Raw genomic sequence first — 24,313 nt, 5'->3', positions numbered from 1 at the left:
CAAAATGCGGGTGTAGCTCAGTTGGTAGAGCGTCAGCTTCCCAAGCTGAATGTCGCCGGTTCGAATCCGGTCACCCGCTTTCTAAATTTCATCAAACATTTCGGGGTTTGGTCAATCTGTTGTATCACCGGGAATGGTTTGAGCTAGGCGGACCAAAGACCGGCTTCGATCATTTGCTGGGTGGCGCGTTCGGCCCAGCCGCGGTTGGCCAGGGGGCTGGCGGGGCTGGGGTGGAGGATCGTGGTGATCTTCATCGCATCGGTTTCGCCGAGTACCGTCCGGGCTTTTTGCTCGGCGAACTTGCCGATGCCCACGATGCAGGCGGGCTTGAGTATCTCGACGATCTGCTGGAGGTGCGCGTTGCACACGGCTTCGAGCGGCTCGCGTTCGCTGGCGGGCAGCTTGTCGGGGGTGCGGTTCTTGCCGCCTTGCTCCATGAACACGAGCGGGCAGTAGTTGGTGATGAAGTGTTCTTTGAAGAATGCTTCGGGTTGGCCGTAGCGCCGCTGCATGAGTTCCCAGACGCGGCGGCCGGAGACTTCGGAACGTGAACACGCCAACCCTTCGACGGGGCGCTTGGGGTGTTGGCCGGTGTCGGGGGTGGGCGGGTTGTCGAGCTGTTGGGTGATCTTCATCCAGTCGCGGACGGCGGCGACCTCGCCGAAGGGCACGCCGGTCTGGGCCATGCCCCAGGGCCCGGGGTTCATGCCGAGCATGAGGATGCGTTTGCGTGATCGGCCGAAGCGCGAGAGGTACTGCTCGTGCATTGGCCGGGCATAGGCGAGCGGGTTGTAGACGTGGGTGACCGGGTCGGAAAACGACAGGCGGTCGCACGCATCGGACAATTCGCGGGCGGCGTCGATCAGGGCTTGGGCGGTTTTCGTGGGGCGGGCCATGAGCGATAGCTTATCGCGGAACCGATGGATGCATAACGGTTTGACGGGAGGGCGAGGCTCCTTCCGAGCCGGGTGTCGCCGAAATTTCACGGCTCGGCAGAGCCTCGCCCTCCCATGTAGATTCGGGGACGCCGCAAAAGAAACGCTTGCGCTCTGGCGTTGTAAAAAAGCCCACACATGATCTGAGATCACGTGTGGGCTTTGGGCTTTAAGTTGTTGCGGCGGTCTTAGCTGATGCCGTCTTGGGTGGCCATGTACTTCATCAGGTCGATGACGCGGTTGGAGTAGCCCCATTCGTTGTCGTACCAGGAGACGACCTTGAAGAAGGTCGAGTCGAGCTCGATGCCCGCGCCGTGGTCGAAGGTCGAGGAGTGGGGGTCGTGGATGAAGTCGGTGGAGACGACCTGGTCGTCGGTCCAGGCGAGGTAGCCCTTCATGGGGCCTTCAGCCGCGGCCTTCATGGCGTCGGAGATGGCTTGGTAGCTGGTCTCTTTTTCGGTGACGACGGTGAGGTCGACGACCGAGACGTCGATGGTCGGCATACGGAACGCCATGCCGGTGAGCTTGCCCTTGAGCTCGGGCAGGGCCAGGCCCACGGCCTTGGCGGCGCCGGTCGAGGCGGGGATGCAGTTCACGCCCGCGGCACGGCCGCCGCGCCAGTCCTTCTTGGAAGGACCGTCTTGGGTGGGCTGGGTGGCGGTGATGGCGTGGACGGTGGTCATCAGGCCCTTGGCGATGCCGAACTCATCGTTGATGACCTTGGCGATCGGGGCGAGGCAGTTGGTGGTGCAGGACGCGTTGGAGACGACCTTGGCGGAGGCGTCGAGCGACTCGTGGTTGACGCCCATGACGATGGTGGGCACCTGGTCGGGGCTCTTGGTGGGGGCCGAGATCACGGCACGCTTGGCACCGGCGGCGATGTGCTTAACGCAGCCGTCGTAGTCGGTGAAGAAGCCGGTGGAGTCGACGACGTAGTCGACGCCGACCGCGTCCCACTTGAGGTTGGCGGGGTCGCGCTCGGCGGTGGAGCGGATGGTCTTGCCGTTGACGTAGAGGTTCTCGTCGTCGGACGACACTTCGCCGTCGAATCGGCCGTGGACCGAGTCGTACTTCAGCAGGTAGGCCAGGGCGTCGTTGTCGAACAGGTCGTTGATGGCGACGACTTCGACGCCTTCGGTGGCCTGGGCGGCGCGGAAGACGAGGCGGCCGATGCGTCCGAATCCGTTGATACCGATTTTGAGCGCCATTGCTCTAATACTCCAAAATGAGGGGTGGGAGATGAGGCGGTGAGCCTCGGCCGCCGTCGCAGGCAGCGCGTGAGCAGACACACTAGGCATTTAAGTCCTAGTGTCAAATCCGACGTGTTAATAAGACGAGAAACGTGCGGAATCACAAGTGTTTACGACACTCTCCGCCGGGCTTCGGCGGTATCCTATAACGAGGTCCAAACCCCTTCAGGAGCCCGCTTTGCCCCGCCGTCTCGCCGTCCTCACCGAGGGACAGACCAACCCGTTGTCCGCCAAGACCGCCGTAAGCCTGCTGCGCTACCGCGGGGACGAGGTGGTGGCGTTGATCGACAGCGAGCAAGCGGGGAGTACGGCCCAGGCTCTACTGGGTTGTGGTGGCGACACGCCGATCGTGGCGGGGTTGGAACAACTGGAACAGAGTGGTGGGTGGCCTGAGGAGTTGATCGTCGGCGTCGCCCCGCCCGGCGGCCGGCTGCCCGGGGCGATGCGGAGCGTGATCCTGCATGCCGCGGCCCGGGGCATCGATGTCACGGCCGGGCTGCACCAGTTCCTGGCCGATGACCCGGGCATCGTGGCGGCGGCCGAGCGGGGCGGGGCGACGCTGTGGGATGTGCGGAAGAACGACGAGCGGGTGGTGGCGGACCGCAAAGACCTGCGGGCCGAGTGTTTGAAGATCCACACGGTTGGGCAGGACTGTTCGTGTGGCAAGATGGTCGCGTCGGTGGAGGTGGCGTTGGGGCTGCAGCGGGCCGGGCAGGACGCCAAGTTCGTCGCCACCGGGCAGACGGGCATCCTGGTCGCCCCCGGGATCAACGAAGCGATCGAGATGACCGACGAGGAACGAAACGATCCGACGGCGGGTGGCAGCCCGATCGACTGCGTCGTCGCCGACTTCATCAACGGTGCCTCCGAGCGCCTCATCAAACGCAACCAGCACCACGACATCCTCGTCATCGAAGGCCAGGCCACGCTCGTCCACCCCAGCTACTCCAGCGTGACCTATGGCCTGCTCCACGGCACCCTGCCGGACGGCCTGATCCTCTGCTACGAGGCCGACCGCCCCCACATGCACGGCCGACCCCACCTCCCGCTCACGCCCCTCGCCACGATCAAACCACTCTACGAACACGTCGCTAACCTCGAAAAGCCGTGCAAGTTCATCGGCGTCGCGCTCAACAGCCGACGGTTACCCGATGACGCAGCCGTGGAAGCCGAACGCCAGCGCGTTGAAGACGAATTGGGTTTGCCCGTGTGCGATGTCTACCGCGAAGGCCCGGGGCGGTTGGTGGACGCGGTGCTGGCGTTGAAGGCTGAACTTGGGAAAGGCAGTTAGCCGCAGATTTCGCAGATTGCACCGATTAAATTCGAAACGGAATCTGCGTCATCTGCGAAATCTGCGGCAAAAACAAAGCGATGCTCCAACTCACCCTCCACCCCGTCGAACTCCCCCTGCGTCACGCCTGGACCATCGCCCACGGCACCCGCACCGTCCAACGCAACCTCATCGTCGCCCTGCACGACCCCGAAACCGGCCACACCGGCTACGGCGAAGCACCGGCGATTCCGTACATGGGGGTGACGGTTGAAAAGATGGTGGCATGGTTTGAAGGAGTACGACCAACATCTACTCTGAATTACATCACAGGCATACCTGAGCCAGGCGTTGTGGAAGACGATTGGGGGTTGTACGGCCAGGATGAACCACCTTTCTTTCCTTCTGGTTACGCAGACGGTTTTGAAACCCAGATTAAATTTGCGATATGCGCGATTGATCAAGCGGCTCATGATCTCTGTGCCAAGAACCGCGATATCTCAACTGGCGAGTTACTCCACCTTGACCATCAAAATTCGCTCCTCTCCAACTACACCCTCGGCATGGACGCCCCCGAGGTGATGGTCGCCAAGCTCCGCGAGTACCCCGACTTTCCGAGTTACAAGATCAAGCTCGGTCGGCCGGAGGCGGATGGTGGACTGGAGGTCGACCTGGCGGTGCTGCGTCGGCTGCGGGAGGAGACGCATGCGGTGTTCCGGGTGGATGCGAACACGGGGTGGGATGCGGAGCAAACGATCCGCGCGTCGGGCCCGCTGCGAGACCTGGACGTCGAGTTCATCGAGCAGCCGCTGCCGCCCGATGCGCCGCGGAGCGAGCACGAGGCGGTGTACTTCGGCAGCGACCTGCCGATCATGGCGGATGAGTCGTGTCAGACCGAGAGCGACGTCGAGAAGTGCGCGGGCCTCTTCCACGGCATCAACATCAAACTCAGCAAGTGCGGCGGCATGACGCCCGCCCGGCGGATGATTGCTAAGGCTCGTGAGCTCGACCTCAAGGTCATGATGGGCTGCATGACCGAGACGACCGTGGGCATCAGCGCGGTGGCCCAGTTCCTGCCGCTGCTCGACTACGTCGATATGGACGGGGCTCTGCTGCTCGCCCCCGGGAGCGACCCGGCCGACGGGGTGAAGCTCGGCACCGACGGCGTCGCGATCTTCCCCGAAGGCGCGGCTGCCCACGGCAACGGCGTCACGCTCAACCGCGAACTGCCCACGGCCTGAGGGTCCGGAAGTGGTCCGGTTTTGGTCTGGTGGTCTGGTCTGCGGTTAGACCACCATTAGACCAGACCAGTGGCAAGCCGCCGAACATCGGCGGGGTGTGAGCTATGCGGTTGTCAAAGAGCGCGTTCCGGGGGTGTCGTCAATGAGGGGCGGGGCGTCGGCATGGTGCGCACTGTGGGGTCGTGATGGACTTGGCGTTCCCCATAAACTGTGTGCGGACAAGAAACAAAATTTTTTGACACGGGCCGTGTTTTCGTTGTGCCAATGCGACGTGTTGTGCGCGCGTTCGATCCGTTAGCCGCGGGGCTTGTCCCCGCGCGTGGGTGTTGGACCACGACTCGGTAAGCGCCCCGGACGCGCGTCGTCAAGCGACGCGGCGAACGGTGCCGACCCGCTACACTGACCCCATGTCCAGTTTGTATTCAGATCGCAACGAACCCGATGAATCCGCCGACCGCCCGTGGTCCGTCGGGGAGTTGGCGGGGCAGATCAAGGCGGCGCTCACCGATAACCTCCCCCGGCGGGTCCGCGTCGTCGGCGAGGTGTCGAACCTCTCGGACCGCAACCACTGGTTCTTCAGCCTCAAGGATCAGGACGCCTCCATCCGCAGCGTCATGTTCGCCTCGGCGGCCCGCAAGGTCGGCTTCCCGGTCCGCGACGGCCTCGAAGTCGTCGCCACCGGCCGGATCGATTTCTACGACGCCCAGGGCAGCGTCCAGCTCTACGTCGACAAGCTCGAACCCGTCGGCGAGGGGGCCCGCGAACTCGCGCTCCGAGCGATGATCCAGGAGCTGCGTGGCCTGGGGTATTTCGACCTCGAACACAAGAAGCCGCTGCCGGCCGTGCCGCGCAAGATCGCGGTGGTCACCTCGCGCTCGGCCGCAGCCCTGCAGGACGTGATCAACACCGCTCAGCAGCGTTGGGCGGGCTGCGAACTCGTGCTCGTTGACGTTCGGGTGCAGGGTGATGAGGCGGCCCCGCAGATCGCCGCCGCGCTCGAAGACCTGTCGCAGAACGGGACCAAGCAAGGCATCGACGCGATCATCCTCACCCGCGGCGGCGGCAGCATCGAGGACCTCTGGGCGTTCAACGAACGCATCGTGGCGGACGCGGTGTACGACTGCTCGCTGCCCATCATCGCGGCCATCGGCCACGAGACCGATACGACCGTCGCCGAGTTGGTTGCTGACTTGCGCTGCGCCACGCCGACGCAAGCCGCGATGACGCTGGTGCCCGACCGTGCGGTGCTTGAGCAGCAGGTCGATCAACTGGCTCGGCGTATGAGCTTGGCGTTGCAACGCCGGGCCGAGGTCGCCCGCCACCGACTCGACGCCGCGGCCCGTCACCCGCTGTTCAGCCAACCCCAGCGGTTTGTTGACGACGCCCGCCAACGCGTCGACCGGCTTGGCGAACAACTCGCCGCCTCCCTACCCCGTCGGGTGGGCGACGAACGCAAGCGACTGGACGCGATGGCTCGGACGCTCGATGCGGTCTCGCCGACGAACGTGCTCAAGCGTGGGTACAGCTACACGCTGGTGGGCGGGAAGTTGTTGCGAAACGCCGATGACGCCGCGGCCGGGAGCGAGCTGACGACCGTATTGGCGGATGGAAAGGTGGTGTCGACGGTCAACGGCGAAACGCCAGCCCCCAAGCCCCGTAAACCACGCACGCCCCGGAAGGCCAAACCCCTGAAGGGCGAGGATGGCGAGCCGACATTGTTTGCGTGAATAGCCTTGCGATTCGGGGCGAGCGGTGAAAGCCTGGAGATACTTCGCGAAAGCGTGCCGGTTGTCCGGAGGAAAGACCGGATCAGTTTAAGCCGATGTCCCGAATCTTCGGCGGCCCAACAGTACGGCACCTACCACGCCAAGCGTGAGCACCGCGGTGCCCGGCTCGGGGACCAGCTGGGAATTGCCAAAAGCATTCAGGGCGTTCTCGTTGGCTCCGAAGCCGCGATCCTTGTCGGCGAAGTTGTATTGCGACTTATCCCATAGATAAAGTCGATCGACCAGGTGCCCGGCCGATCGACTTGAGATCTGTAGCGAGTAGCGCATCCCTTCTTCCAGCGACCACGAAATCGATCGGCCGACGTTGTCGAGATTCGAGGCTTGGGATATCCACTGAGTAATATCGCCATTGCGGTACGCCTTCATCCACTGCCCCGTGCGGATGTCGTTGTTGTTCACCACGGGCACCACCGGGTTGCTGTTGTCATCCACCAGGCGGACCCAGGTATCGTTGTGATCGGTGCTGCTGCTGCCCTGGCCGATGCGGGTGCGGTAGTTGAATTGGAAGGTGCCGGTGGTGGTGGTTTCGAAGTGGTAATCGATGATGCCCATACCCGGGGTTCCGAATGAATTGGTCTTGGCCCGCAGGTAGGTCCCGCCCGAAGCGCCCGCAACGGCACTCTCGACTTGCCAGTGGTTGCTGGGAACGTCGGCGGCTTCGGCCTCGAGCACTAGTAGCCCGTCTTTTTCAAGGTAAACATCCTGGGCCGAAGCCTGACCACCGAGGGATGGCATGGCCACGAGCGCAGCGATACCCCAGATAGAAATTCCAAACCGCGATTTCATTGTGTGGGCTCCAGAATAGAAACAAAAAAAGAAACTCAACCATCCGCGAGGGACGAGGCAATTGCTGCCATGGCCTAAGTATGAATGCAATAAAGCGGTTGATTGACATAAAAGCCGCTGTGTTTTGATCACTTCTGCGCCATCGATCAAGACAGCGCTTGTCGTCGTGCTTGCCCCCATCCGGCAGTCAACGCCGCAGCGTGGCACGGCCTCGGAAAGTGTCGCATTGGTCTTAACCGATGTGAGCAATAGAATGCGGGCCTGATCACATATGCCTGGGCTCACCGATACCCGAGGCGGAGACCGGGAGAACGCACAACACGCCCGAATCGCGATAATGCTGCCCATGACCAAGAAGGCCCCGAGTTTTGAGCAAGCCATCGACCAACTCGAAGAGCTCATCGAGCAGATCGAGTCCGGCGAGATCGGCCTGGAAGACGCGCTGAAGCGCTACGAAGACGGAACCAAGCTCATCCAACGCTGCCGATCGATCCTCGACTCGGCGGAGAAGAAGATCGGGGAACTGACCGCGGATGGCGAGGCTGAAGGCGATTCAGACGCCGAATGAAGCTCGATTTCGGATTGCGGATTTCGGATGGTCCGCGTTCCTAGCCGATATACCAGCGTCTAGCTTCCCGAAATCCCAAATCCCCAATCCGAAATCCCCACCCCCATGCCCATCGAAGTCTTTGCCCTCATCCTGTTGACCATTTGGGGCGCCTGTGTGGGCAGTTTTCTGAACGTGGTGATCTACCGCGTGCCGGCGGGGCTGAGCGTGATCTCGCCGCCGTCGCGTTGCCCGGGGTGTGAGAAGAAGCTGGCGATCTACGACAACGTGCCCGTGCTGGGTTGGCTGTGGCTGCGGGGCAAGTGCCGGTATTGCAAGATGAAGATCAGCATCCAGTACCCGCTGGTCGAAGCGGTGACGGGGTTGTTGTTCTTCGGGCTGACGTATGCGTACTACTTCACGGATTTGCGTGAGGTGTTTGCGGTGCCGGGCGTGGTGGACACGTGGCCGGTGCTGGCGGTGCATTTGGTGCTGCTGTCGTGCATGATCGCGGCGACGATGATTGATGCGAAGCTGTACATCATCCCGCTGGGGATCACCTGGCTCATCACCGGCGTCGCGGTGGGCGGGTTGCCGATTGTGGTGGCGGCGGGTTGGGTGCCGGAAGATTTGCTGGTTGTGGGCGATTCGTACGAGATGTTGATCCCGGTGACGGATCAAGTCGGCCTGGCGATCGGCGGCACGGTGGGGCTGATCGTGGCGATCGTGTTGCTGCGGCTGAAAAAGCTGCCGCTGAGTTTCGCGGAGGAAATCCCGCTGCCCGAGAGCGCGGACCCGGACGACCCGAATCTGATTTTGGTGCACCCGCACCCGCGGCGTGAGATCGGCAAGGAGATGTTGTTTTTGATCTTCCCGATCGTGGGCGCGGCGATAGGATTTTTTGTTGGCGAAGCGTTGGCTGCCGCTGGACGGACGGCACCGCCCGAACTGATCGATGAATCCATAAGTCCGTTATGGCAGGTCATCGGCGGGGTGCAGCTGGGTTACCTCGCGGGCGGCGGCATCGTCTGGGCGACCCGGGTGCTCGGCACGCTGGGCTTCGGCAAGGAAGCGATGGGCTTGGGTGATGTGCACCTGATGGCGGCGGTCGGCGCGGTGATCGGTTGGCGGGACACGACGCTGGCGTTTTTCATTGCGCCGTTCTTCGGCATCGTTGCGGCGGTCGTGATGGCGGGGGTGGCGGCGCTGGTTAAAGGCAAAGTGCGCGTGATCCCTTACGGGCCGTACCTGTGTGGCGCGACGGTTGTGGTGATGGTTTGGCGGACACCGATTTTGGACGCGATTTTTCCGTAAGTAGGTGTTTCGGGATGGGGGCATTACATGAAAGCGACGCGGCTTGGCCGCGTTAGCGCGGCGGAGCCGCGACGCTTCGTGGGGGTGGGGAGCGCTGAGCCGCAAGCGGCTTATTACAACTTGAGGACGCGGACGACTTCGTCGAGGTCTTTGTCGCCGCGGCCACTCAGGTTCATGACGATGATTTCGTCCTTGGGCATCTCGGCGGCGAGCTTGAGGGTGTGGGCCATGGCGTGGCTGCACTCGAGGGCGGGGAGGATGCCTTCGAGCTTGGACATGAGCTGGAAGGCGTCGAGCGCTTCGGTGTCGGTGACGCTGGCGTAGGACACGCGGCCGGAGTCTTTCCAGTAGGCGTGTTCGGGGCCGACGCCGGGGTAGTCCAGGCCGGCGGAGACGGAGTGGACGGGGGCGGTTTGGCCGTCGTCGTCCTGGAGGACGTAGGAGAGCGAGCCGTGGAGTACGCCGGGGCTGCCCTGGGAGAGGGACGCGGCGTGTTTGCCGAACTCCGTGCCGACGCCGCCGGGCTCGACGCCGACGAGGCGGACGTCCTTGGCTTCTTCACGCACGGCGAAGGGGTGGAACATGCCCGCAGCGTTGGACCCGCCGCCGACGCACGCGGTGATGCAGTCGGGAAGTCTGCCGAGCTGGGCGAGGCTCTGCTCGTAGGTTTCCTTACCGATGACCGACTGGAAGTCGCGGACGATCATGGGGAAGGGGTGGGGGCCGACGACGCTGCCGATGGTGTAGTGGGTGGTTTCGCTGGTGGCCATCCAGTCGCGCATGGCGGCGTTGGTGGCGTCTTTCAGGGTTTTGCTGCCGGACTCGACGCCGGTTACTTTCGCGCCCATGAGCTGCATGCGCAGGACGTTGGGGCGTTGGCGGCGCATGTCTTCGGTGCCCATGAAGACTTCGCAGTCGAGGCCAAACTTCGCGGCGGCGGTGGCGGTGGCGACGCCGTGTTGGCCAGCGCCGGTCTCGGCGATGATGCGCTTCTTGCCCATACGGATGGTGAGCAGGCATTGGCCGATGGCGTTGTTGATCTTGTGGGCGCCGGTGTGGGCGAGGTCTTCGCGTTTGATCCAGATCTGAGCGCCGCCTGCGTGCTCGGTGAGGCGGGGGGCGAACTGCAGCGGCGTGGCCCGGCCGATGTAGTCGCGGTTGAGTTCGGCCATCTGCTTCTGGAACTCGGGGTCGTCCTTGGCGACCTCGTAAACCTCGCCGAGCTCGGCGACGGCTTTGTGGAGCGTCTCGGGGATGAAGCTGCCGCCGAACGGGCCGTAGTGGCCCAACTCGTCGGGGACCGACGGGGCGGCGGGGAGAGCGGATTCGGTGGCGGACTGGTTCATGGGGTTCTTTCGGGCCCGGGGATCATTCCGAGGGGCGATTATTTTTTGGCGTCCTGGCGTTGCCGGGCGAGGTCGCGCTGCTTGAGCGCGTTTTTGTAGATCGGGTTCTGCGGGTCGTTGTAGAGTTTGAAGACTTTCTCAAAAGCTAGTTTAGCCTCACCGTGGCGTCGGTCCATCAGCTTGCCGTGGGCGTCTTTGTAGAGACGCTGGACGTCGTCGATGAGCTGGGCTTCGAGTTCGATGTAGTTCTTCTGGGCGACGGCGAGGTCGGCCACGGGTTTGCCGCCCCAGTCGTCGCGGTCGTCGATGAAGTCGTCGCTGTAGGCGAAGGACAGGGCGGTCTTGTAGGCGAACAGGGCGCGGAAGGCGTTTTGCGGGTCGGCGTTGATCATGCCGTAGAACGCCTCGGCCTCGTCGAAGTGATTCGCCGCGGTGCGGGGCGAGGCCTCCTGCTTGGGCAGAGGGGCACGGATGGCCTTGGCGATCTCCTGATCGGTCAGCATGGGCACGCTCGGCCCGGTCCGGGTCGCGCCGCTGTCGGCCCCGCTCGAAACAAAAAACGCCACGCCGAATACAGTCACCCAGAACCCCAGGATCGCCAGCCAGAGCTTGGTCCGCGGGCTCATGCCCGGGCGGGGCGGCGCGGCGTTGGCCGTGCCCACGTCTTTGGTTTCGGCGGCGGCTACGGTCGGCCCGTCGCCCTCGCCCTCACGCAGCGCCACGGTCATCACCGGCTGATTGCCCACGACGATCTGGTCGTTGTCGCTCAGCGGGCGGGGCTTACGGCCGATGACCCGGCGGTTGAGCCTGGTGCCGTTCTTCGAGAGGTTGGCCACGACCCAGCGATCGTCCTCGTATCGGATTTCGCCGTGGACGCGCGAGACGGTCTGCAGGTCGATGACCAGCGCGTTGTCCATGCCCCGGCCGAACGTGGCGGGGGAGTGGTTGACCCGCACGCGTTGGCCCGCGCTCGGGCCGGCGGTGATCGTGATTTCGAGCAGATGCTGATTCAAAACAGTTCACCCTTGATGAAACGGATGATCATCGGCGAGAACACGATGAGCACCACCGCGATCATAATCATCATGGAAGGAACGAGGATGCGCAGGCTCGCCGAGGCGGATTTTTTTTCGGCGATCACGCCACGCTGGGCCCGGAGCATGTCGGCCTGGACCTTCAGCACCGCCGCCATGGGCGTGCCGAGCTTTTCGCTCTGGTTCACCGACGCGATGACGCTGCGCAGGCTCTCCAGCGGGATGCGTTGGGCCAGGTTCTTCAGGGCCGTGGCCCGCGTCGCGCCGAACTCGATCTCGGACAAGGCGATCTTGAGTTCCTGGTTGAGTTCGTCTTCGGGGTTGTCGCGGATGAGCGTTTGGATCGCTTCACCGAAGCTCGAACCCGCCGCCATGACCAGCGCGATCAGGTCGAGGGTGTAGGGCAGCTGCTTGGCGATGCGGATCACGCGGCGGTTGCGGGCCCCGTGCAGGAGGATGAGCGGGACGTAGAACCCGCCGGCCGCCCCCAGCGGCAGCACCACCAGCAGCAGGCCGCCGCCTAGCCACAGCTCGCCGAGCCCCGCGAGGAAGGCCACGCTCAACGCCGACAGCACGCACAACGCCAGGTACTGCTCGACGCTGTAGCCCGACGCGTTGCCCGAGGCGTCGAGGTCCTGCCGGATGTCGGCGCGGATCTTCGGCAGGTTCAACCGGTTGGCGATCGCGACGACCGCGTTCAGCACCGGCGCGAGCGCGGGCAGCTCGAAGATCGTCGCGCGGTCGGCCCCCATCGCCCGCGCGATCCGTCGGTTCACCGGCGGGGCGGCGGGCACCGGGTAGCGGAAGATCGCGTAGATCGGCAGGAACACACCGACGAAAACGATAACCGAGATGAGGATCAGTTCGAGGTCCATCACACGTCCACCGCCATGATTTTTCGGATCCACAGGAACGCGCCGAGGATCAGCGCTCCGCAGATCAACAGCAGCACCCGGCCGATGGTTTCGGTGAACAACAGACGGATGCCTTCGGGGTCTATGATCCACAGGATGAACACGAACACGAACGGCATCACCGCCATCATCGATGCCTGCGATCGGCTCTGGGCCGTTATCGCGTCGAGCTTGCCTTCGAGCTTCTTGATCTCACGCACCGCATCGGCCAGGCGGTCCATGCTTTCGCCGGTGTCGCCGCCGCGCACTCGGTGCATCTCGATCGCGGTGAACGTCAGCCGGTACAACGGCGAGCCGATGCGGTTGCTCGCCGCCCGCATCGCCTGGTTGAGGTCGCGCCCCATGTTGTACTCACGCAGCAGCTGCTCGAACTCCTGCTTGATCGGGCCGGTCTGGTTATCGACGAGCATCTCCATCGACTGCACGAGGTTGAGCCCCGCCTTCACGCCCGCCGAGATCGTGGTGAGCCCGTCCACCAGTTGCGACTCGAGTTGCTGGCGGCGTTTCTGTTCGAGGTGGCGGATCACGATGGCCGGCATGAAGTAGGCCGCGATGCCGCACACCACCGCGACGAACAGGTTGAACGTCAGGAAAAACGAAAACAGGAACGCCACCCCCACCCCCGACACCGCCATCCAGAACGCCTGGCTGGGTTCGACGTCCATCATCAGCTGTCGCCGCAGCACGCGGTCGTACGCCAACTCCTGCCGCGCCCGGAACTGCACCGCGGGCTCTTTGCCGTAGCGCACCAGCAGGTACGCGGCGGCGAACACGCAGAGGTTGAGCAGGATGAAGAGCGGAGGATTAAACATGGGTCAGAGAAAAACGTCGACGTCGAAGTCGCCGCGCTCCACCATCTCTTCCGCGAAGGTGGGGATGTATCCCGTGTGGCGGAGGGTGGGTTGTTTAGGGTTCTTGAGGGTGAAGATGTCTTCGAGGCGGACCTGGCCGGTCTCGGGGTCGATGGAGGTCACTTCGGAGATCGCGGTCACGCGGCGGTGGCCGGAGGCGAAGCGGGTGACCTGCACGACGAGGTCGACGGCGGTGACGATCTGTTCGCGGATCGCGCGGATGGGCATCTCGACGGCCATGAGAACGAGGGCTTCGAGGCGCTTCATCGCGTCGTGGGGGTTGTTGGCGTGGACGGTGGAGAGCGAGCCGTCGTGGCCGGTGTTCATGGCCTGGAGCATGTCCATGGCTTCGGGGCCGCGGACCTCGCCGACGATGATGCGGTCGGGGCGCATCCGCAGACTGTTGCGCACCAGCTCGCGGATGGTGTAGGCCCCTTTGCCCTCGATGTTGGCGGGACGGCCTTCGAGTTTCACGACGTGGGGCTGGGGCAGTTGCAGCTCGGCCGACTCTTCGACGGTGATGATGCGTTCGTTGGGGCGGGCGTAGGCGCCGAGCACGTTGAGCAGGGTGGTCTTACCCGAGCCGGTGCCGCCGGCGATGACGATGTTGGAGCGGCCGATGATGCAGCCCTGCAGGAAGCTGGCGACGTTGGCGCTCAGCGCCTCGCGTTCGACCAGGTCGTCCATGGTGAACGGCACCCAGCCGAACTTGCGGATCGTCAGGCACGGCCCGACCAGCGAGAGCGGGTGGATCACCACGTTGACGCGGCTGCCGTCCGCCAGACGCGCATCGACCAGCGGCACGGAGGTGTCCACGCGTCGGCCGACGGGCGCGAGGATGCGCTCGATGATCGACAGCAGCACGTCGTCGGAGAAGAACGTACGGGTGGTGGGCTGGATGATGCCGTTCTTCTCGATGTAGATGCGGTCTTTGCCGACGACCATGATCTCGCTGACCGAGGGCATCTCCAGGAGGTCCTGCAGCGGGCCGAGGCCGAGCATGATGTCCTGGATGTCCTTGGCGACGGTGCGCTGGACGATGTAGCGAGTCACCTCGTGGTCGAGCGTGGGGTATTCGTTGTCGAATAACTCGTCGAACGAGTCTTCCGCCACGGCCAGGTCTTCGCTGACGCTCGACGGGTCGAACAGCAGCGGCATCATGTCGACGAGCGACGTGACCAGCTCGGTGATCTTGGTTTCCTGAGCGGGGTCGAGCAGCCGGTCGTCGCCGGACTTGTATTCGGTCTGGACTTTGCCCTGGCACTGGCGGACGACCTCGGCGGTCACGAGGCGCTCGAGGTGGTGTCGGCAGGCGAGGCGGATGATGTCGGAGTCGAGGGCGTTGATGCGGCTCTGCAAGACCTCGTCGAGGTGGAACAGGACTTCGTTGAGGAAGGCCGAGTCGTCTTTGCGGATGCTGCCGGTGACGCGGAGGTTCATCCGCTCGAGCAGCTCGGCGTGGACCTCTTGCTCGAGCTCCATGAGCCGGGCCTGGAGCAGTTCGTCGTCGGCGGTGCGGGAGTCGACGGCGTCGCCGTTGCGTCCGACCATCGCGATGGTGAACTGGCCGATCTGGATCTCGTCGCCGAAGTCCACGTAGAGCGGGGTGCCTTTTTGCACCTCGCGGTTGGCCACACGGGTACCGGCCTGGCTGAGGGCTTCGACGACCATGCGGTTGCCCTTGCGCAGGATGCGGGCGTGGCGGGGGGCGACGAAGGGGCTCTTGAGCACGATGTCACAGCCGTCGTCACGCCCGATATGGATCGGGTCGCCCTCGGCCTCGAGGGTGTGACGGAGGTTGTTGCTGTGGTCGTAGAGCCAGAATTGCATATCAAGTCAGAGTGATGAGTGACGAGTGAACAGTGATGAGTAAAGGCACGAGCTTTCTACAGATTCCAGTGACTCTCACTCATCACTGTTCACTGTTAACTCATCACTGCCGCGAAGCGGCGCTAAGTCCGAAACGTTCGAGGATTTCGGGGTTGAGGCCGCCTTCGGTGATGTAGGCCTGGCGTTGATCGTCGGGCGAGCGGAGCAGGACGCGGTACACGCCGGTCTTCTGTACTTCCTGGGTGATGGCTTCAAACAACACGGCTTCGTCGGGTCGGACTTCGACCGTGAGGGTTTCAAAGTTGGACGAGGCGCGGCCGCCGGATTTTTCATCGACGATCGTGCGGGAGCCCACGCTCACCACGCGGACGTTTTCCATGACCGGCAGGATCTCTTGTCGGCCGCCGGGGGCACGCACCGGGGCGAGGATGTCGACACGCATCTCGGACTTGAGCGGGTCGGGCAGGGTCTTGGAGACCACCGGCAGCGAGACGCCGCGGTAGCCCTGGGTGATGAGCCGACGGGCTTCGTCGCCGGTGAGGTCGTCGAACATGCGGGTGGTGAGCGGCTCGCCGACCTCGGCCCGGCGGGTGAACGGGTCGCCCAGCCGCAGCGGTTGGCCCTGGCTGTTGGATTCGACCACGTCGCGGAACGCGTCGCGGAAGCTCTCGGGCACACCCACGAGGCGGACGTCTTCGAGCTCGAGCGTTTGCCCGACGTCCTTGGCGACAACCAGACGGAAGAAGCGGAACTCGCCTTCCTGAGCGGCCTTCTTGATCCCGATGATGTAGAGGTTGACCAGTACCACGGCGATCAGCGCGATGAGCAGCGCAAGGCCCACGAGCTTGGGGCTGGCGGGCGCGGGGCCGGGGTTGGAGACGCCGAGGTTGCCGGGTTTTTTGGGCAGTGGAACGGTGGGCGAACCGGGCATTTGACTCATGGCAAGGGTTCCGGGGGGCGGTTCCGGGTATCGGTCCGGGGCGTGGGGTTGATGGCCGACGCGGCCGAGGCCGGGATCGGGCGGTGCTCACGAGTGGGGGTCACTCGTCCGCGGGGGGCGGGCTTTCGCCCTCGGGTGGGGTCTGGCTTTCGGTCTTCTTGATCAGCTCTTCGATCTCGGGCGTTGAGCGGATGCGTTGTGCTTGCAGCAGCATGGCGCGGGCGGCGGCGAACTCGCCCTTGGCGATGAAGTCCCTGGCTTGGGTGAGGTACTGGGCGTAGTCGAGGTCTTCGAGCAGTTGATCGATTTCCTTGCCGGGGATGAGCTCCTTGGCCTGGCGGTAGAAGCGTTTGGCGCGTCCGAAGTCGCCCGCTTCTTTGGCCCGGTCGCCCTGCTGGACGAAGGTGTCGTAGCCGCGTTGGGTTTCGATTTGCGCGAGGAGGCCCAGGATGTCTTCGCTGTCGGGATCGAGGAGCTGGGCGTCTTTGAGTAGGGCCTCGGCCTGGGTCAGTTCGTCGGCGTCGATCGCGGCACGGGCCTGATCGAGCCCGCGTCGGACGCGGGTGCGGTTGAGCTTGCCGGCGAGGGCGGTGTCGCCCGGGGCCAGCGCGAGGGCTTCTTCAAACGCGGTGATCGCAGCGTCGAGGTTGCCCGCGGCGAGTGCGGCGTCGCCCCGTTGCTCGATCTGCGTCAGCTCGGTCTTCACCGCGATCTGTTTCTGAAGGCGCAGCGCGTCGGGGTTCTCGGGGTCTTTTTCGAGCGCCGCGGCGATACGGAGTTTGGCGGCCCCCACTTCGCCGTCGTCGAACAGCGCGGCGGCCTCGGCAGCCAGTCGCCGAGCGTCGAGTTTGATAATGCGGGCTTGCAGTTCGGAGTCGGGGCGGAGGGCGAGGGCGGCGTTGAGCGAGTCGACGGCTTCGCCGAGCCGACCGGTGCGGATGGCTTCCTCGCCTTTGGCGATGGCGTCGTCGTAGGCCTGGTCGGCCTTGAGGGTTTCGAGCAGGGTCTGGCCCTCTTCGGGGAGGTTGGCCAGGTCTTCGAGGGTGGCGATCGCGGCGGGGCGGTCGCCTTCGTTGACCAGCCGGCGGGCGTCTTCGATCCGCTGGGCGGCGAGGGCCTCGGCCCGGCGTTCTTCGATCAGGGTTTCGAGCGCATCCAGCCGGGCGTTCTGCCCGTCGTTCCAGTCACGCTCGCGGGCTTTCTTCAGGGTGTCCTGCGCGGCCGTGAAGTCGGCGTTTTCGACGTCGTTCTGGATGGTCAGATCGATCTGGGCGAAGGCTTCGTTGTCTTTCGCTTCGAGAATCAGGCCGTCCACGTTGGCGGGGTTGCCGCCAGCATCTTTGTACTGCTCGAAGACGTCCACGGCGTCGTCGTAACGCGCTTCGGCAAACGCGATCCGGCCCATGGCTTTGAGCTTGCCGCGCGTCGCCCGCTGGGCCATGTCGCTCTCGGCGGGCCAGTCCGCGACCACGGATTCGTAGCTCTCAAGCGACCCGGCGAAGTCGCCTTCCTGGTACAGCGTGTTGCCCTGGTCCATCGACGTCGTTGCGGCGGCGAGCTTCTGTTCGTAGGCCGCGGTCTTCTTGTAGTCGTTGATCGCAAACAGGACGCCGAACACGACAACCCAGAACAGGAGGAAGCTGCCCAGGAGCAGGGGCAGCTTGCTGCGGCTGGGCAGGGCGGTGGTGTCGCCGGGGGTGCTGGTGGTGATGGCGGGGTGGTCGATGGATCGGCTGGGCGCAAGGTCGAGGTCGGGCCCGTCGCCGGTGAAGTGGCGCCGGATCGCTTCGACCACGTCTTCGGCCGAGCCCACGCGGCGGGCCTGGTCCTTGTCCATCATCCGCGACACGAGCTGCACCAGGTGCGTCGGCAGGTCGGGCAGGTATTCGTCGAGCAGCGGGGCGGACACACGCAGGTTGGTGTGCCACTTCATCCATCGCATCGCCTGGTTGCGCTGGTCGCGGAGGACGTTGCGGAAAGCCACGTCGAAGTTGCCCCGGCCCGCGAGCATCTCGTAGGCGATGATGCCCAGCGAGTAGAGGTCGGCCCGGCCGTCGGCGGGTTCGGACTTGAGCAGCTCGGGGGCCATGTAGCGGACCGATCCGAGCGAGAGCGAGTCTTGGGATTCGATGAGAGCGGAGAGCCCGAAGTCGCAGATCTTCAGACCGCCGTCGTCGCCGAGCAGGATGTTGCTGGGCTTGAGGTCGCGGTGGACGACGCCCATGCCGTGGATGGCTTCGAGCCCCTTGGCGGTGGCGGCGACGATGCCCAGGGCCTGGCGTTCGTCGAGCGGCGCGTCGGTTTTCTGGAGCAGGTCTTCGAGCGAGGTGGACGGGTAGTACTCGCCCACCAGCATCAGGCCGCGCGGGTCGTCCACGGCATCGATGAACTGAATCAGGTGCTTGGGCTGCGATGTCGAGACGCGTTTGTGGATCGCGGCTTCTTCGCGGATGCGTTTGCGCAGGGCCTCGTCGGAGTCTTCCTGACCGAGGATGATCTGCTTGATGGCGACGTGGCGATCGAGCAGGTCGTCGTGGGCTTTGTAGACGACCGCAGAGCCGGTGGTGGCGATGGTGTCGACCACGGTGAAGGCGTCCACCTTGTCGCCCGGTTTGAGGCTTAGGGTGGTGACGGCGGGGTTCGGATTGCCGGGGGTGGAGGGGTCGGGCATGGGGCCTTTTATTTTACCCGCAATACGCGTAAATCGTGCGGGGTATTGCAACAAGGAACAATTCGGTCCCCCGAAAGGGGCGTTACGGGCTGAATCCGCGCCAGGGCGTGGCCAGGCCCAGCATCTGCTCGGCCCCCGCGATCGCCGCCCCGACCGCCACGGCCGCCGCGAAGGCGACCTTCGGCCCGTCCTCGGGCAGCTCGGCCTTGACCTTCGCCGAGGCGAGCAGGGCCGCGGAGAACACCCGGCTGAGCGTTTCTTTCACCACGCCCTTGCGGACCATCACGACCACCGCCATCACCACCGCCACCACCAACGCGTAGATCGTCGTGCTCAGCACGACCTCCCACGAAGCAGACAGGGAACCGACGGCGGCCATGAGTTTCATGTCTCCTCCTCCGAGCCCCGCGGTCATCACCAGCAGGGCGAACGGGATCAACCCGCAAAGCATGCCGATCCACGACGCCCGGCCCAGTTCGAGGGCCAGTTCGCCCCCGCCGAGGACGGCCCCGGCGATCGGCCAGATGATCAGGCCCGCCAGGATCGCGGGGTAGGTCAGGCGGTTGGGGACCCGCTGGGTCCGCCAGTCAATAACCGCGGCCACCGCGACGACGATCATCAACAGCGAATACATGATCCACGCGGTTACAGCCAAATATTGTCACTCGTCGCGGAAGGAGGGGGGCGGGGTTGGACGGCGGGCCGTCCAAACGGGTGTGGACGTTACTCGCTGTTGCTCGGGCCGCTCAGGTCGCTGTCCGCGGCATCTCGGACATCGTCCCATTCGCCGACGACCCAGTCGCCCAGCGTCTGGCGGAAGATGATCAGCAGGCCCAGCAGGGGCAGGACGATCGCGGCAACAATCAAGAGCTTTTCCAGTCCTTCGGCGCCGCGTTCGTCGCGGTGCAGTTTCGAGAGGACGCTCCGGGATTTCTGAACCAGGGGAAGCAGTTTTTTCATGGCGAGGGCCTCGGGGGATGCGGGCGACGGTCTGCGCGTCGCCGACGAGGGACGTCGGCGGTGGGTGGCGGGGGCCGGTGGGGGGACCTATCCGGGCGTCACTAGGGGAGCGGCAGGCCGTTGATCGTGGTGACCAGACGGTAGTGGGCGAAAAGGATCGCCAAACCAGTCTGAATTATAAAGTAACTGGGCAGCGCGACTGCGGCGAGCAGCAGCACCCACTCCAACATCGTAGCTCCACGCTCGCCGTTTCTTCGCCATTTTCTACGAAAACGCGATAAATACACGACAATACGGTGTTTGCATGATCCGGAGCGGGGGGTGGTGGACAAACGGCTTTCGTCCATAGTTCTCTATTTTATCGGAACCGGGGTGATCAATCCAGACCAAAAATCGGGCGGACGGCGGGGGCGGCCTGGGCCTGCTGATCCGCGTCGAGTCGGCCGGCCAAGACCGAGGGCTGGCCGGTCCAGGTCAGCCACATCGCTTTGCCGCCCTCATCATCATCGATCTGCTGGAGCGTGAAGATGTCGCGGAGCTGGTAGTAGCTTTGGTCGCCCAGCGGCAGGACCTCGCTGATGTGGGTGACCAGGCGTCGGCCGCCGATCTGCCGGGACATCTGCACGACCAGATCGATCGCCGAGCTGACTTGGCTGCGCAGCGCGTGCAGCGGGAGTTCGACCTTGGACATCAGCGCCATGGTCTCGAGGCGGTTTAGTGCGTCGGCCGGCGTGTTGGCGTGGAGGGTGCCCATCGATCCGCCGTGGCCGGAGGTCATCGCCTGGATCATGTCCAGCGCCTCGCCGCCGCGCACCTCGCCGATGATGATGCGGTCCGGACGCAGACGCAGCGACGAGCGGAACAGCTCACGCACGCCCACCGCGCCCCGGCCGAACGTGTCGGCGGGCTTGGATTCCAAGGAGACCAGGTGTTCTTTTTGCAGCTGCAGCTCGGCCGAGTCTTCGATCACGACCAGCCGCTCGCCGGAGGGGATGAACGCGGACATCGCGTTGAGCAGCGACGTCTTGCCCGAGCTGGTGCCCCCGGCAACGAGCACGTTCTGCTCGGCGATCACCGCCATCTTGAGGTAGTCGCGGGCCTCGGTGGTCAGCGAGCCCAGCTCGATCAGCCAGTCGATGTCGAGCATCATCTTGCTGAACTTGCGGATGCTCATCACCGTGCCGTGGCGGGCGCAGGGGGCCTTGGCGACGTGGACCCTCGAGCCGTCCGGCAGCCGGGCGTCGATGAGCGTTTCCTCGTCGGCGAGCGATTTCCCGGTGAATTGCAGGATATTGTTGACCGCCGCCTCGTAGATCTCTTTGTCGTCGAACTTGGCGTCGGTCAGGACGAGCTGCCCCTCACGCTCGACGTAGATCTCGTCGGGCGCGTTGACCATCACCTCGGTGACGGAGGAGTCGCTGAGGTAGGGCCGGATCGGCGCCAGGTAGTGGTCAATGGTTCTGGCAAACAGCTCGGTCATCGCCATCGGCGCATTGTAGCCGCAAGCGACTGCAAAATGCCATCACCACGTTAGCCGCGGGGCTTGGCCCCGCGCGTCGTCAAGCGACGCGGCTAACCCGCTGCGTATTCAAAGGTCGTGGATTGGATCAACCCGCTTCGGCGAGCGAGGTCGTGCTCTCGTAGCTCACCGCGACGTGCTGGGCGTCGCCGTGGCCGAAGCGTCGGACGATGGTGCCCTCGATCATCTGGTCGGCCAGGATCAGCGACTGCAGGGGGCGGTGGGCGATGCCGACCCGGACGGTCTGCCCGGCCTGGACGATGACCCGGCGGTCCAGCCGCATCAGGCAGCCGCCGTCGGACAAATCGATGGTCTCGCCCGAGAGGTACTTGCCCGTCACACCGCAGCGGACTTTCACCGGCTTCTCGCACGGCACACGGGGGCTGCGTCGTCGGTCTCGGGTCAGGATGGGCATGATCATGAGGGCTCTTTTCTCTTTCCCGTCTTCCGGGCGAAATCTGAATCAAGGTCCGTCCGGGGTGAGCTTTTCGGACCCAATACCCTCATCGGTGACCGATATTCAAAAACTTGAACGCGGAACGGCGTGATCGGGTTTAGATTTGGTAAATCCCCCTAGCGGCATCGCTGCTCCGCCTCGCCTATGCTTTGGAAGATGGGCTGTATTAACGCCAATGAGTTCCTGGCCACCGTGACCCCCGCGCTCAACAGCGGGGACGTGGAGGCGTTGCGCGAGGTCGTCAGCGACCAGTGGAAGCCCCACGACCTCTGCGGCCTGCTACGCCACAAAGAGCTCGACGTCCGCCGCACGGCCGTGGTCACCCTCGGCGTCACCGGCGACGTCTCGGTGGTGGGCTGCCTCACCCGCTGCCTCCACGACGACGACGAGCAGGTGCACCACTTCGCCGAGGACGCCTTGTGGTCCATCTGGTTCCGCAGCGGCAAATGCGCCGCGGCCGACCAATTCCGGGCCGGCGTCACCGCTCTCACCGAAGACGACTACCCCGCCGCGATCGAGGCGTTCCGCGCGGCGGTCGACCAGGACCCCGCCTTCGCCGAGGCCTACAACCAGCTGGCCATCGCCCACTACCTCAGCAGCGAGTGGGAGGCGTCGGTCTCGGCCTGCCGTCAGGTCTTGGCCCTGATGCCGACCCACTTCGGCGCGATGGCGGGGCTCGGCCACTGCTACGCCCACCTCGGCCAACTCCGCCAGGCCATCGACTGCTACCGCCGGGCACTCGCGATCAACCCCCGCATGTCCCCGATCGCCGACGCCAAGGCACGGCTCGAACATCAGCTCGCCAAAGAAGAAGAGCAAACCGGCCCCTCCTGCCCGATGACCCCGCCGCACACCAAGCTGCTGGATTTCGAGTTCGACCCGACCGATCAGGCTTGATTCAATAGCTGGTAACCCCGCGATGGTTTTCTTGAACCCCTCCCCCATCGGGGGAGGTGGCCCGCGTCGCGGGTCGGAGGGGGAACTTAACTCTGGAATACGCTTTGGACGTGTAAATCAACCGCGTCCCCTCACCCCAACCCTCCCCCGGAGGGAGAGCGGGCAAGGCAAGCGCGGCAGTTACCTCTACAATCTCGGCATGGATTCACCCGCCACGACATCGCAGGCCTACACCGAACTCCTCGACCATCAGCGCGATGCGTCGCTGCTGTCGTCCACCGCGTCGCTCTTGGGCTGGGACCAGGAAGTGATGATGCCGCCCGGCGGTCTGGAGCACCGGAGCCGGCAGCTCGCCCAACTCGCGCAGATGGTGCACGCCCGCTCGACCGATCCGCGGATCGCCGATTGGCTCTCGGCCTGCGAGGCAGATGATTCGGTGACTAAAGACCCGCTGAGCGATGCCGCGGTAAACGTCCGCGAGTGGCGGCGCGGCTACGACCGCTCCACCAAGCTGCCGGCTGCGCTGGTGGTGGAGATGTCCGAGACCACCAGCAAAGCCAAGGCCGAGTGGGCCGAGGCACGCAAGGCCGATGAGTACGCCCGCTTCGCGCCGTGGCTGGACAAGATCATTGAGCTTTCCCGCAAGCAAGCGGAGTGCTACGGCTGGTCGGACGACGGCGAGCCGTGGGATGCGCTGGCCGAGGGCTACGAGGCCGGGATGACCGCGGCTTATGTCGAGGGGGTGTTCACGCCGCTGCGCGATCGGCTTGTGGGCTTGTTGGATCGGCTGATGGGGGCTGGGGCGCAACCCGACAACGGGTTCAACGAGTTGGAACTCCCCATCGCCCAGCAGGAAGCGTTTGTGCGTGAGGTCAGCGCCGCGGTTGGGTTCGACTACGGCCGGGGTCGGCTGGACGTGTCGTCCCACCCGTTCTGCTCGGGCACGCACTACGCCGACATCCGCTTGACCACGCGGTTCGCCAAGAACAACGTCAACGACGCGCTGGGCTCGACCCTGCACGAGACCGGCCACGGCCTGTACGAGCAAGGGCTGCCTGCCGAGCATCTCGGCACGCCGCGCGGCAACGCGGTGGGCCTATCGATCCACGAGAGCCAGTCCCGCCTCTGGGAAAACCAGGTGGGGCGGTCCCGCGCGTTCTGGACGTGGTGCTTCCCGAAGCTCGCGCAGTACTTCGGCGACGCGGTGGGGGGACTCTCGCCCGACGCCGTGTACGCCGCAGCCAACCGCGTGCAGCCGAGCCTGATCCGTGTCGAGGCGGACGAAGCGACCTACAACCTGCACATCATGATCCGCTTCGAATTGGAGCGGGCCATGTTGAAGGGCGACATCAAGGCGGCCGACCTCCCGGAGGCCTGGAACCAGAAGTACCGCGACTACCTCGGCATCGACGTGCCCAGCGATGCGCAGGGCTGCCTCCAAGACATCCACTGGTCGATGGGCGCCCTGGGTTACTTCCCGACCTACACGCTGGGCAACCTGTACTCCGCCCAGTTCTTTGAGGCCGCTTGCGAAGCGCTCGGCGGGAGCGATACGGTCCACGGAATGTTCGAACGCGGCGAATTTGCCCCGCTGCTCGATTGGCTGCGCACGAACATCCACTCGTCGGGCAACACCTACCACTCGGCCGAGCTGTGCAAGCACGTCACGGGGAAAGACCTCTCGGCCGACCCGCTGATGCGCCAACTCGAAAACAAACTGCTGCCGATCTACGGCCTGTAACCAACGCTTACTCTTTCGTTGTT

At 64.5% G+C, this 24,313-nt stretch carries 21 protein-coding genes and 1 tRNA gene; 8 read left to right on the top strand and 14 right to left on the bottom strand.

The window, feature by feature from the left end:
- Positions 1-6: 6 nt before the first annotated feature.
- Positions 7-79 (top strand) — tRNA-Gly (locus tag HNQ40_RS00420).
- A 64-nt stretch (positions 80-143) separates the two neighbouring features.
- Here the strand turns inward: HNQ40_RS00420 and HNQ40_RS00415 are convergent.
- Together HNQ40_RS00415 and gap are read right to left on the bottom strand one after the other, a co-directional pair.
- Positions 144-896, bottom strand: coding sequence for a uracil-DNA glycosylase family protein (locus HNQ40_RS00415; protein WP_184675270.1), 753 nt, complete (start codon positions 894-896; stop codon positions 144-146).
- Between the two features lie 227 nt (positions 897-1,123).
- Positions 1,124-2,143 carry a type I glyceraldehyde-3-phosphate dehydrogenase gene (gene gap / locus HNQ40_RS00410; RefSeq protein WP_184675269.1) on the bottom strand — a complete coding sequence of 340 codons (1,020 nt, stop codon included), beginning with the start codon at positions 2,141-2,143 and terminating at the stop codon, positions 1,124-1,126.
- A gap of 220 nt (positions 2,144-2,363) precedes the next feature.
- On the opposite strand from gap, the gene HNQ40_RS00405 reads away from it, so the two are divergent.
- The 3 genes from HNQ40_RS00405 (at position 2,364) to xseA (ending at position 6,423) form a co-directional block, all read left to right on the top strand.
- Entirely contained in the window at positions 2,364-3,476 is a 1,113-nt protein-coding gene (locus HNQ40_RS00405; RefSeq protein ID WP_184675267.1) for a DUF1611 domain-containing protein, read from the top strand.
- Between the two features lie 80 nt (positions 3,477-3,556).
- Positions 3,557-4,696 (top strand): dipeptide epimerase, encoded by a 1,140-nt coding sequence (locus tag HNQ40_RS00400; protein ID WP_184675266.1) that lies wholly within the window; start codon positions 3,557-3,559, stop codon positions 4,694-4,696.
- A gap of 407 nt (positions 4,697-5,103) precedes the next feature.
- Positions 5,104-6,423, top strand: a complete 1,320-nt coding sequence (gene xseA, locus HNQ40_RS00395; RefSeq protein WP_184675264.1) for an exodeoxyribonuclease VII large subunit — start codon at positions 5,104-5,106, stop codon at positions 6,421-6,423.
- 87 nt (positions 6,424-6,510) lie between these two features.
- Here xseA and HNQ40_RS00390 read toward each other — a convergent pair whose 3' ends face one another.
- Positions 6,511-7,218 (bottom strand): PEP-CTERM sorting domain-containing protein, encoded by a 708-nt coding sequence (locus HNQ40_RS00390; protein WP_221435308.1) that lies wholly within the window; start codon positions 7,216-7,218, stop codon positions 6,511-6,513.
- Positions 7,219-7,615: 397 nt separating this feature from the next.
- Here HNQ40_RS00390 and xseB point away from each other — a divergent pair, with 397 nt between their 5' ends.
- Positions 7,616-7,837: an exodeoxyribonuclease VII small subunit gene (gene xseB, locus HNQ40_RS00385; RefSeq protein WP_184675261.1), complete on the top strand. Its 222-nt coding sequence runs from the start codon at positions 7,616-7,618 to the stop codon at positions 7,835-7,837.
- Between the two features lie 105 nt (positions 7,838-7,942).
- Entirely contained in the window at positions 7,943-9,130 is a 1,188-nt protein-coding gene (locus tag HNQ40_RS00380) for a prepilin peptidase (RefSeq protein ID WP_184675260.1), read from the top strand.
- Positions 9,131-9,243: 113 nt separating this feature from the next.
- On the opposite strand, the gene trpB is transcribed toward HNQ40_RS00380, so the two are convergent.
- From trpB to HNQ40_RS00320, 11 genes are all read right to left on the bottom strand, one after another.
- Positions 9,244-10,476: a tryptophan synthase subunit beta gene (gene trpB, locus HNQ40_RS00375; protein ID WP_184675259.1), complete on the bottom strand. Its 1,233-nt coding sequence runs from the start codon at positions 10,474-10,476 to the stop codon at positions 9,244-9,246.
- Between the two features lie 38 nt (positions 10,477-10,514).
- Entirely contained in the window at positions 10,515-11,489 is a 975-nt protein-coding gene (locus HNQ40_RS00370; RefSeq protein ID WP_184675257.1) for an FHA domain-containing protein, read from the bottom strand.
- Positions 11,486-12,385 (bottom strand): type II secretion system F family protein, encoded by a 900-nt coding sequence (locus HNQ40_RS00365; protein WP_184675256.1) that lies wholly within the window; start codon positions 12,383-12,385, stop codon positions 11,486-11,488. Before HNQ40_RS00365 ends, HNQ40_RS00370 begins: the two co-directional genes overlap by 4 nt.
- Entirely contained in the window at positions 12,385-13,236 is an 852-nt protein-coding gene (locus HNQ40_RS00360; protein ID WP_184675254.1) for a type II secretion system F family protein, read from the bottom strand. Before HNQ40_RS00360 ends, HNQ40_RS00365 begins: the two co-directional genes overlap by 1 nt.
- Before the next feature lie 3 nt (positions 13,237-13,239).
- The gene (locus HNQ40_RS00355) at positions 13,240-15,105 is read right to left on the bottom strand and encodes an ATPase, T2SS/T4P/T4SS family (RefSeq protein WP_184675253.1); all 1,866 of its coding nucleotides are present in this window, start codon (positions 15,103-15,105) and stop codon (positions 13,240-13,242) included.
- Between the two features lie 103 nt (positions 15,106-15,208).
- The gene (locus HNQ40_RS00350) at positions 15,209-16,045 is read right to left on the bottom strand and encodes a hypothetical protein (protein ID WP_184675251.1); all 837 of its coding nucleotides are present in this window, start codon (positions 16,043-16,045) and stop codon (positions 15,209-15,211) included.
- Positions 16,046-16,145: 100 nt separating this feature from the next.
- Complete coding sequence (locus tag HNQ40_RS00345; RefSeq protein WP_184675250.1) at positions 16,146-18,716, bottom strand: serine/threonine-protein kinase; 2,571 nt, start codon at positions 18,714-18,716, stop codon at positions 16,146-16,148.
- An 82-nt stretch (positions 18,717-18,798) separates the two neighbouring features.
- The gene (locus HNQ40_RS00340) at positions 18,799-19,350 is read right to left on the bottom strand and encodes a prepilin peptidase (protein WP_184675248.1); all 552 of its coding nucleotides are present in this window, start codon (positions 19,348-19,350) and stop codon (positions 18,799-18,801) included.
- A gap of 89 nt (positions 19,351-19,439) precedes the next feature.
- Positions 19,440-19,676, bottom strand: coding sequence for a Flp family type IVb pilin (locus HNQ40_RS00335; RefSeq protein ID WP_184675246.1), 237 nt, complete (start codon positions 19,674-19,676; stop codon positions 19,440-19,442).
- Between the two features lie 376 nt (positions 19,677-20,052).
- Positions 20,053-21,162 carry a CpaF family protein gene (locus tag HNQ40_RS00325; RefSeq protein ID WP_184675242.1) on the bottom strand — a complete coding sequence of 370 codons (1,110 nt, stop codon included), beginning with the start codon at positions 21,160-21,162 and terminating at the stop codon, positions 20,053-20,055.
- Between the two features lie 121 nt (positions 21,163-21,283).
- Positions 21,284-21,616: a PilZ domain-containing protein gene (locus HNQ40_RS00320; RefSeq protein WP_184675241.1), complete on the bottom strand. Its 333-nt coding sequence runs from the start codon at positions 21,614-21,616 to the stop codon at positions 21,284-21,286.
- A gap of 192 nt (positions 21,617-21,808) precedes the next feature.
- Here HNQ40_RS00320 and HNQ40_RS00315 point away from each other — a divergent pair, with 192 nt between their 5' ends.
- Both HNQ40_RS00315 and HNQ40_RS00310 read left to right on the top strand, forming a co-directional pair.
- Positions 21,809-22,549, top strand: a complete 741-nt coding sequence (locus HNQ40_RS00315; RefSeq protein ID WP_184675239.1) for a tetratricopeptide repeat protein — start codon at positions 21,809-21,811, stop codon at positions 22,547-22,549.
- A gap of 199 nt (positions 22,550-22,748) precedes the next feature.
- Positions 22,749-24,290, top strand: a complete 1,542-nt coding sequence (locus HNQ40_RS00310) for a carboxypeptidase M32 (protein ID WP_184675238.1) — start codon at positions 22,749-22,751, stop codon at positions 24,288-24,290.
- Positions 24,291-24,313 lie beyond the last annotated feature (23 nt).

It is taken from the genome of Algisphaera agarilytica (genome assembly GCF_014207595.1).
GTDB lineage: Bacteria > Planctomycetota > Phycisphaerae > Phycisphaerales > Phycisphaeraceae > Algisphaera > Algisphaera agarilytica.
Note: the sequence above shows the minus strand (reverse complement) of the source record. Positions and strands in the feature narration are given on the sequence as shown.

Bases quoted from the DNA above. Each gene is read 5' to 3' on its own strand.
- HNQ40_RS00415 (WP_184675270.1), bottom strand. From the start codon at position 896: ATGGCCCGCCCCACGAAAACCGCCCAAGCCCTGATCGACGCCGCCCGC.
- gap (WP_184675269.1), bottom strand. From the start codon at position 2,143: ATGGCGCTCAAAATCGGTATCAACGGATTCGGACGCATCGGCCGCCTC.
- HNQ40_RS00400 (WP_184675266.1), top strand. From the start codon at position 3,557: ATGCTCCAACTCACCCTCCACCCCGTCGAACTCCCCCTGCGTCACGCC.
- xseA (WP_184675264.1), top strand. From the start codon at position 5,104: ATGTCCAGTTTGTATTCAGATCGCAACGAACCCGATGAATCCGCCGAC.
- HNQ40_RS00390 (WP_221435308.1), bottom strand. From the start codon at position 7,218: ATGCCATCCCTCGGTGGTCAGGCTTCGGCCCAGGATGTTTACCTTGAA.
- xseB (WP_184675261.1), top strand. From the start codon at position 7,616: ATGACCAAGAAGGCCCCGAGTTTTGAGCAAGCCATCGACCAACTCGAA.
- HNQ40_RS00380 (WP_184675260.1), top strand. From the start codon at position 7,943: ATGCCCATCGAAGTCTTTGCCCTCATCCTGTTGACCATTTGGGGCGCC.
- trpB (WP_184675259.1), bottom strand. From the start codon at position 10,476: ATGAACCAGTCCGCCACCGAATCCGCTCTCCCCGCCGCCCCGTCGGTC.
- HNQ40_RS00365 (WP_184675256.1), bottom strand. From the start codon at position 12,385: ATGGACCTCGAACTGATCCTCATCTCGGTTATCGTTTTCGTCGGTGTG.
- HNQ40_RS00360 (WP_184675254.1), bottom strand. From the start codon at position 13,236: ATGTTTAATCCTCCGCTCTTCATCCTGCTCAACCTCTGCGTGTTCGCC.
- HNQ40_RS00355 (WP_184675253.1), bottom strand. From the start codon at position 15,105: ATGCAATTCTGGCTCTACGACCACAGCAACAACCTCCGTCACACCCTC.
- HNQ40_RS00350 (WP_184675251.1), bottom strand. From the start codon at position 16,045: ATGAGTCAAATGCCCGGTTCGCCCACCGTTCCACTGCCCAAAAAACCC.
- HNQ40_RS00345 (WP_184675250.1), bottom strand. From the start codon at position 18,716: ATGCCCGACCCCTCCACCCCCGGCAATCCGAACCCCGCCGTCACCACC.
- HNQ40_RS00340 (WP_184675248.1), bottom strand. From the start codon at position 19,350: ATGTATTCGCTGTTGATGATCGTCGTCGCGGTGGCCGCGGTTATTGAC.
- HNQ40_RS00335 (WP_184675246.1), bottom strand. From the start codon at position 19,676: ATGAAAAAACTGCTTCCCCTGGTTCAGAAATCCCGGAGCGTCCTCTCG.
- HNQ40_RS00325 (WP_184675242.1), bottom strand. From the start codon at position 21,162: ATGGCGATGACCGAGCTGTTTGCCAGAACCATTGACCACTACCTGGCG.
- HNQ40_RS00320 (WP_184675241.1), bottom strand. From the start codon at position 21,616: ATGATCATGCCCATCCTGACCCGAGACCGACGACGCAGCCCCCGTGTG.
- HNQ40_RS00315 (WP_184675239.1), top strand. From the start codon at position 21,809: ATGGGCTGTATTAACGCCAATGAGTTCCTGGCCACCGTGACCCCCGCG.
- HNQ40_RS00310 (WP_184675238.1), top strand. From the start codon at position 22,749: ATGGATTCACCCGCCACGACATCGCAGGCCTACACCGAACTCCTCGAC.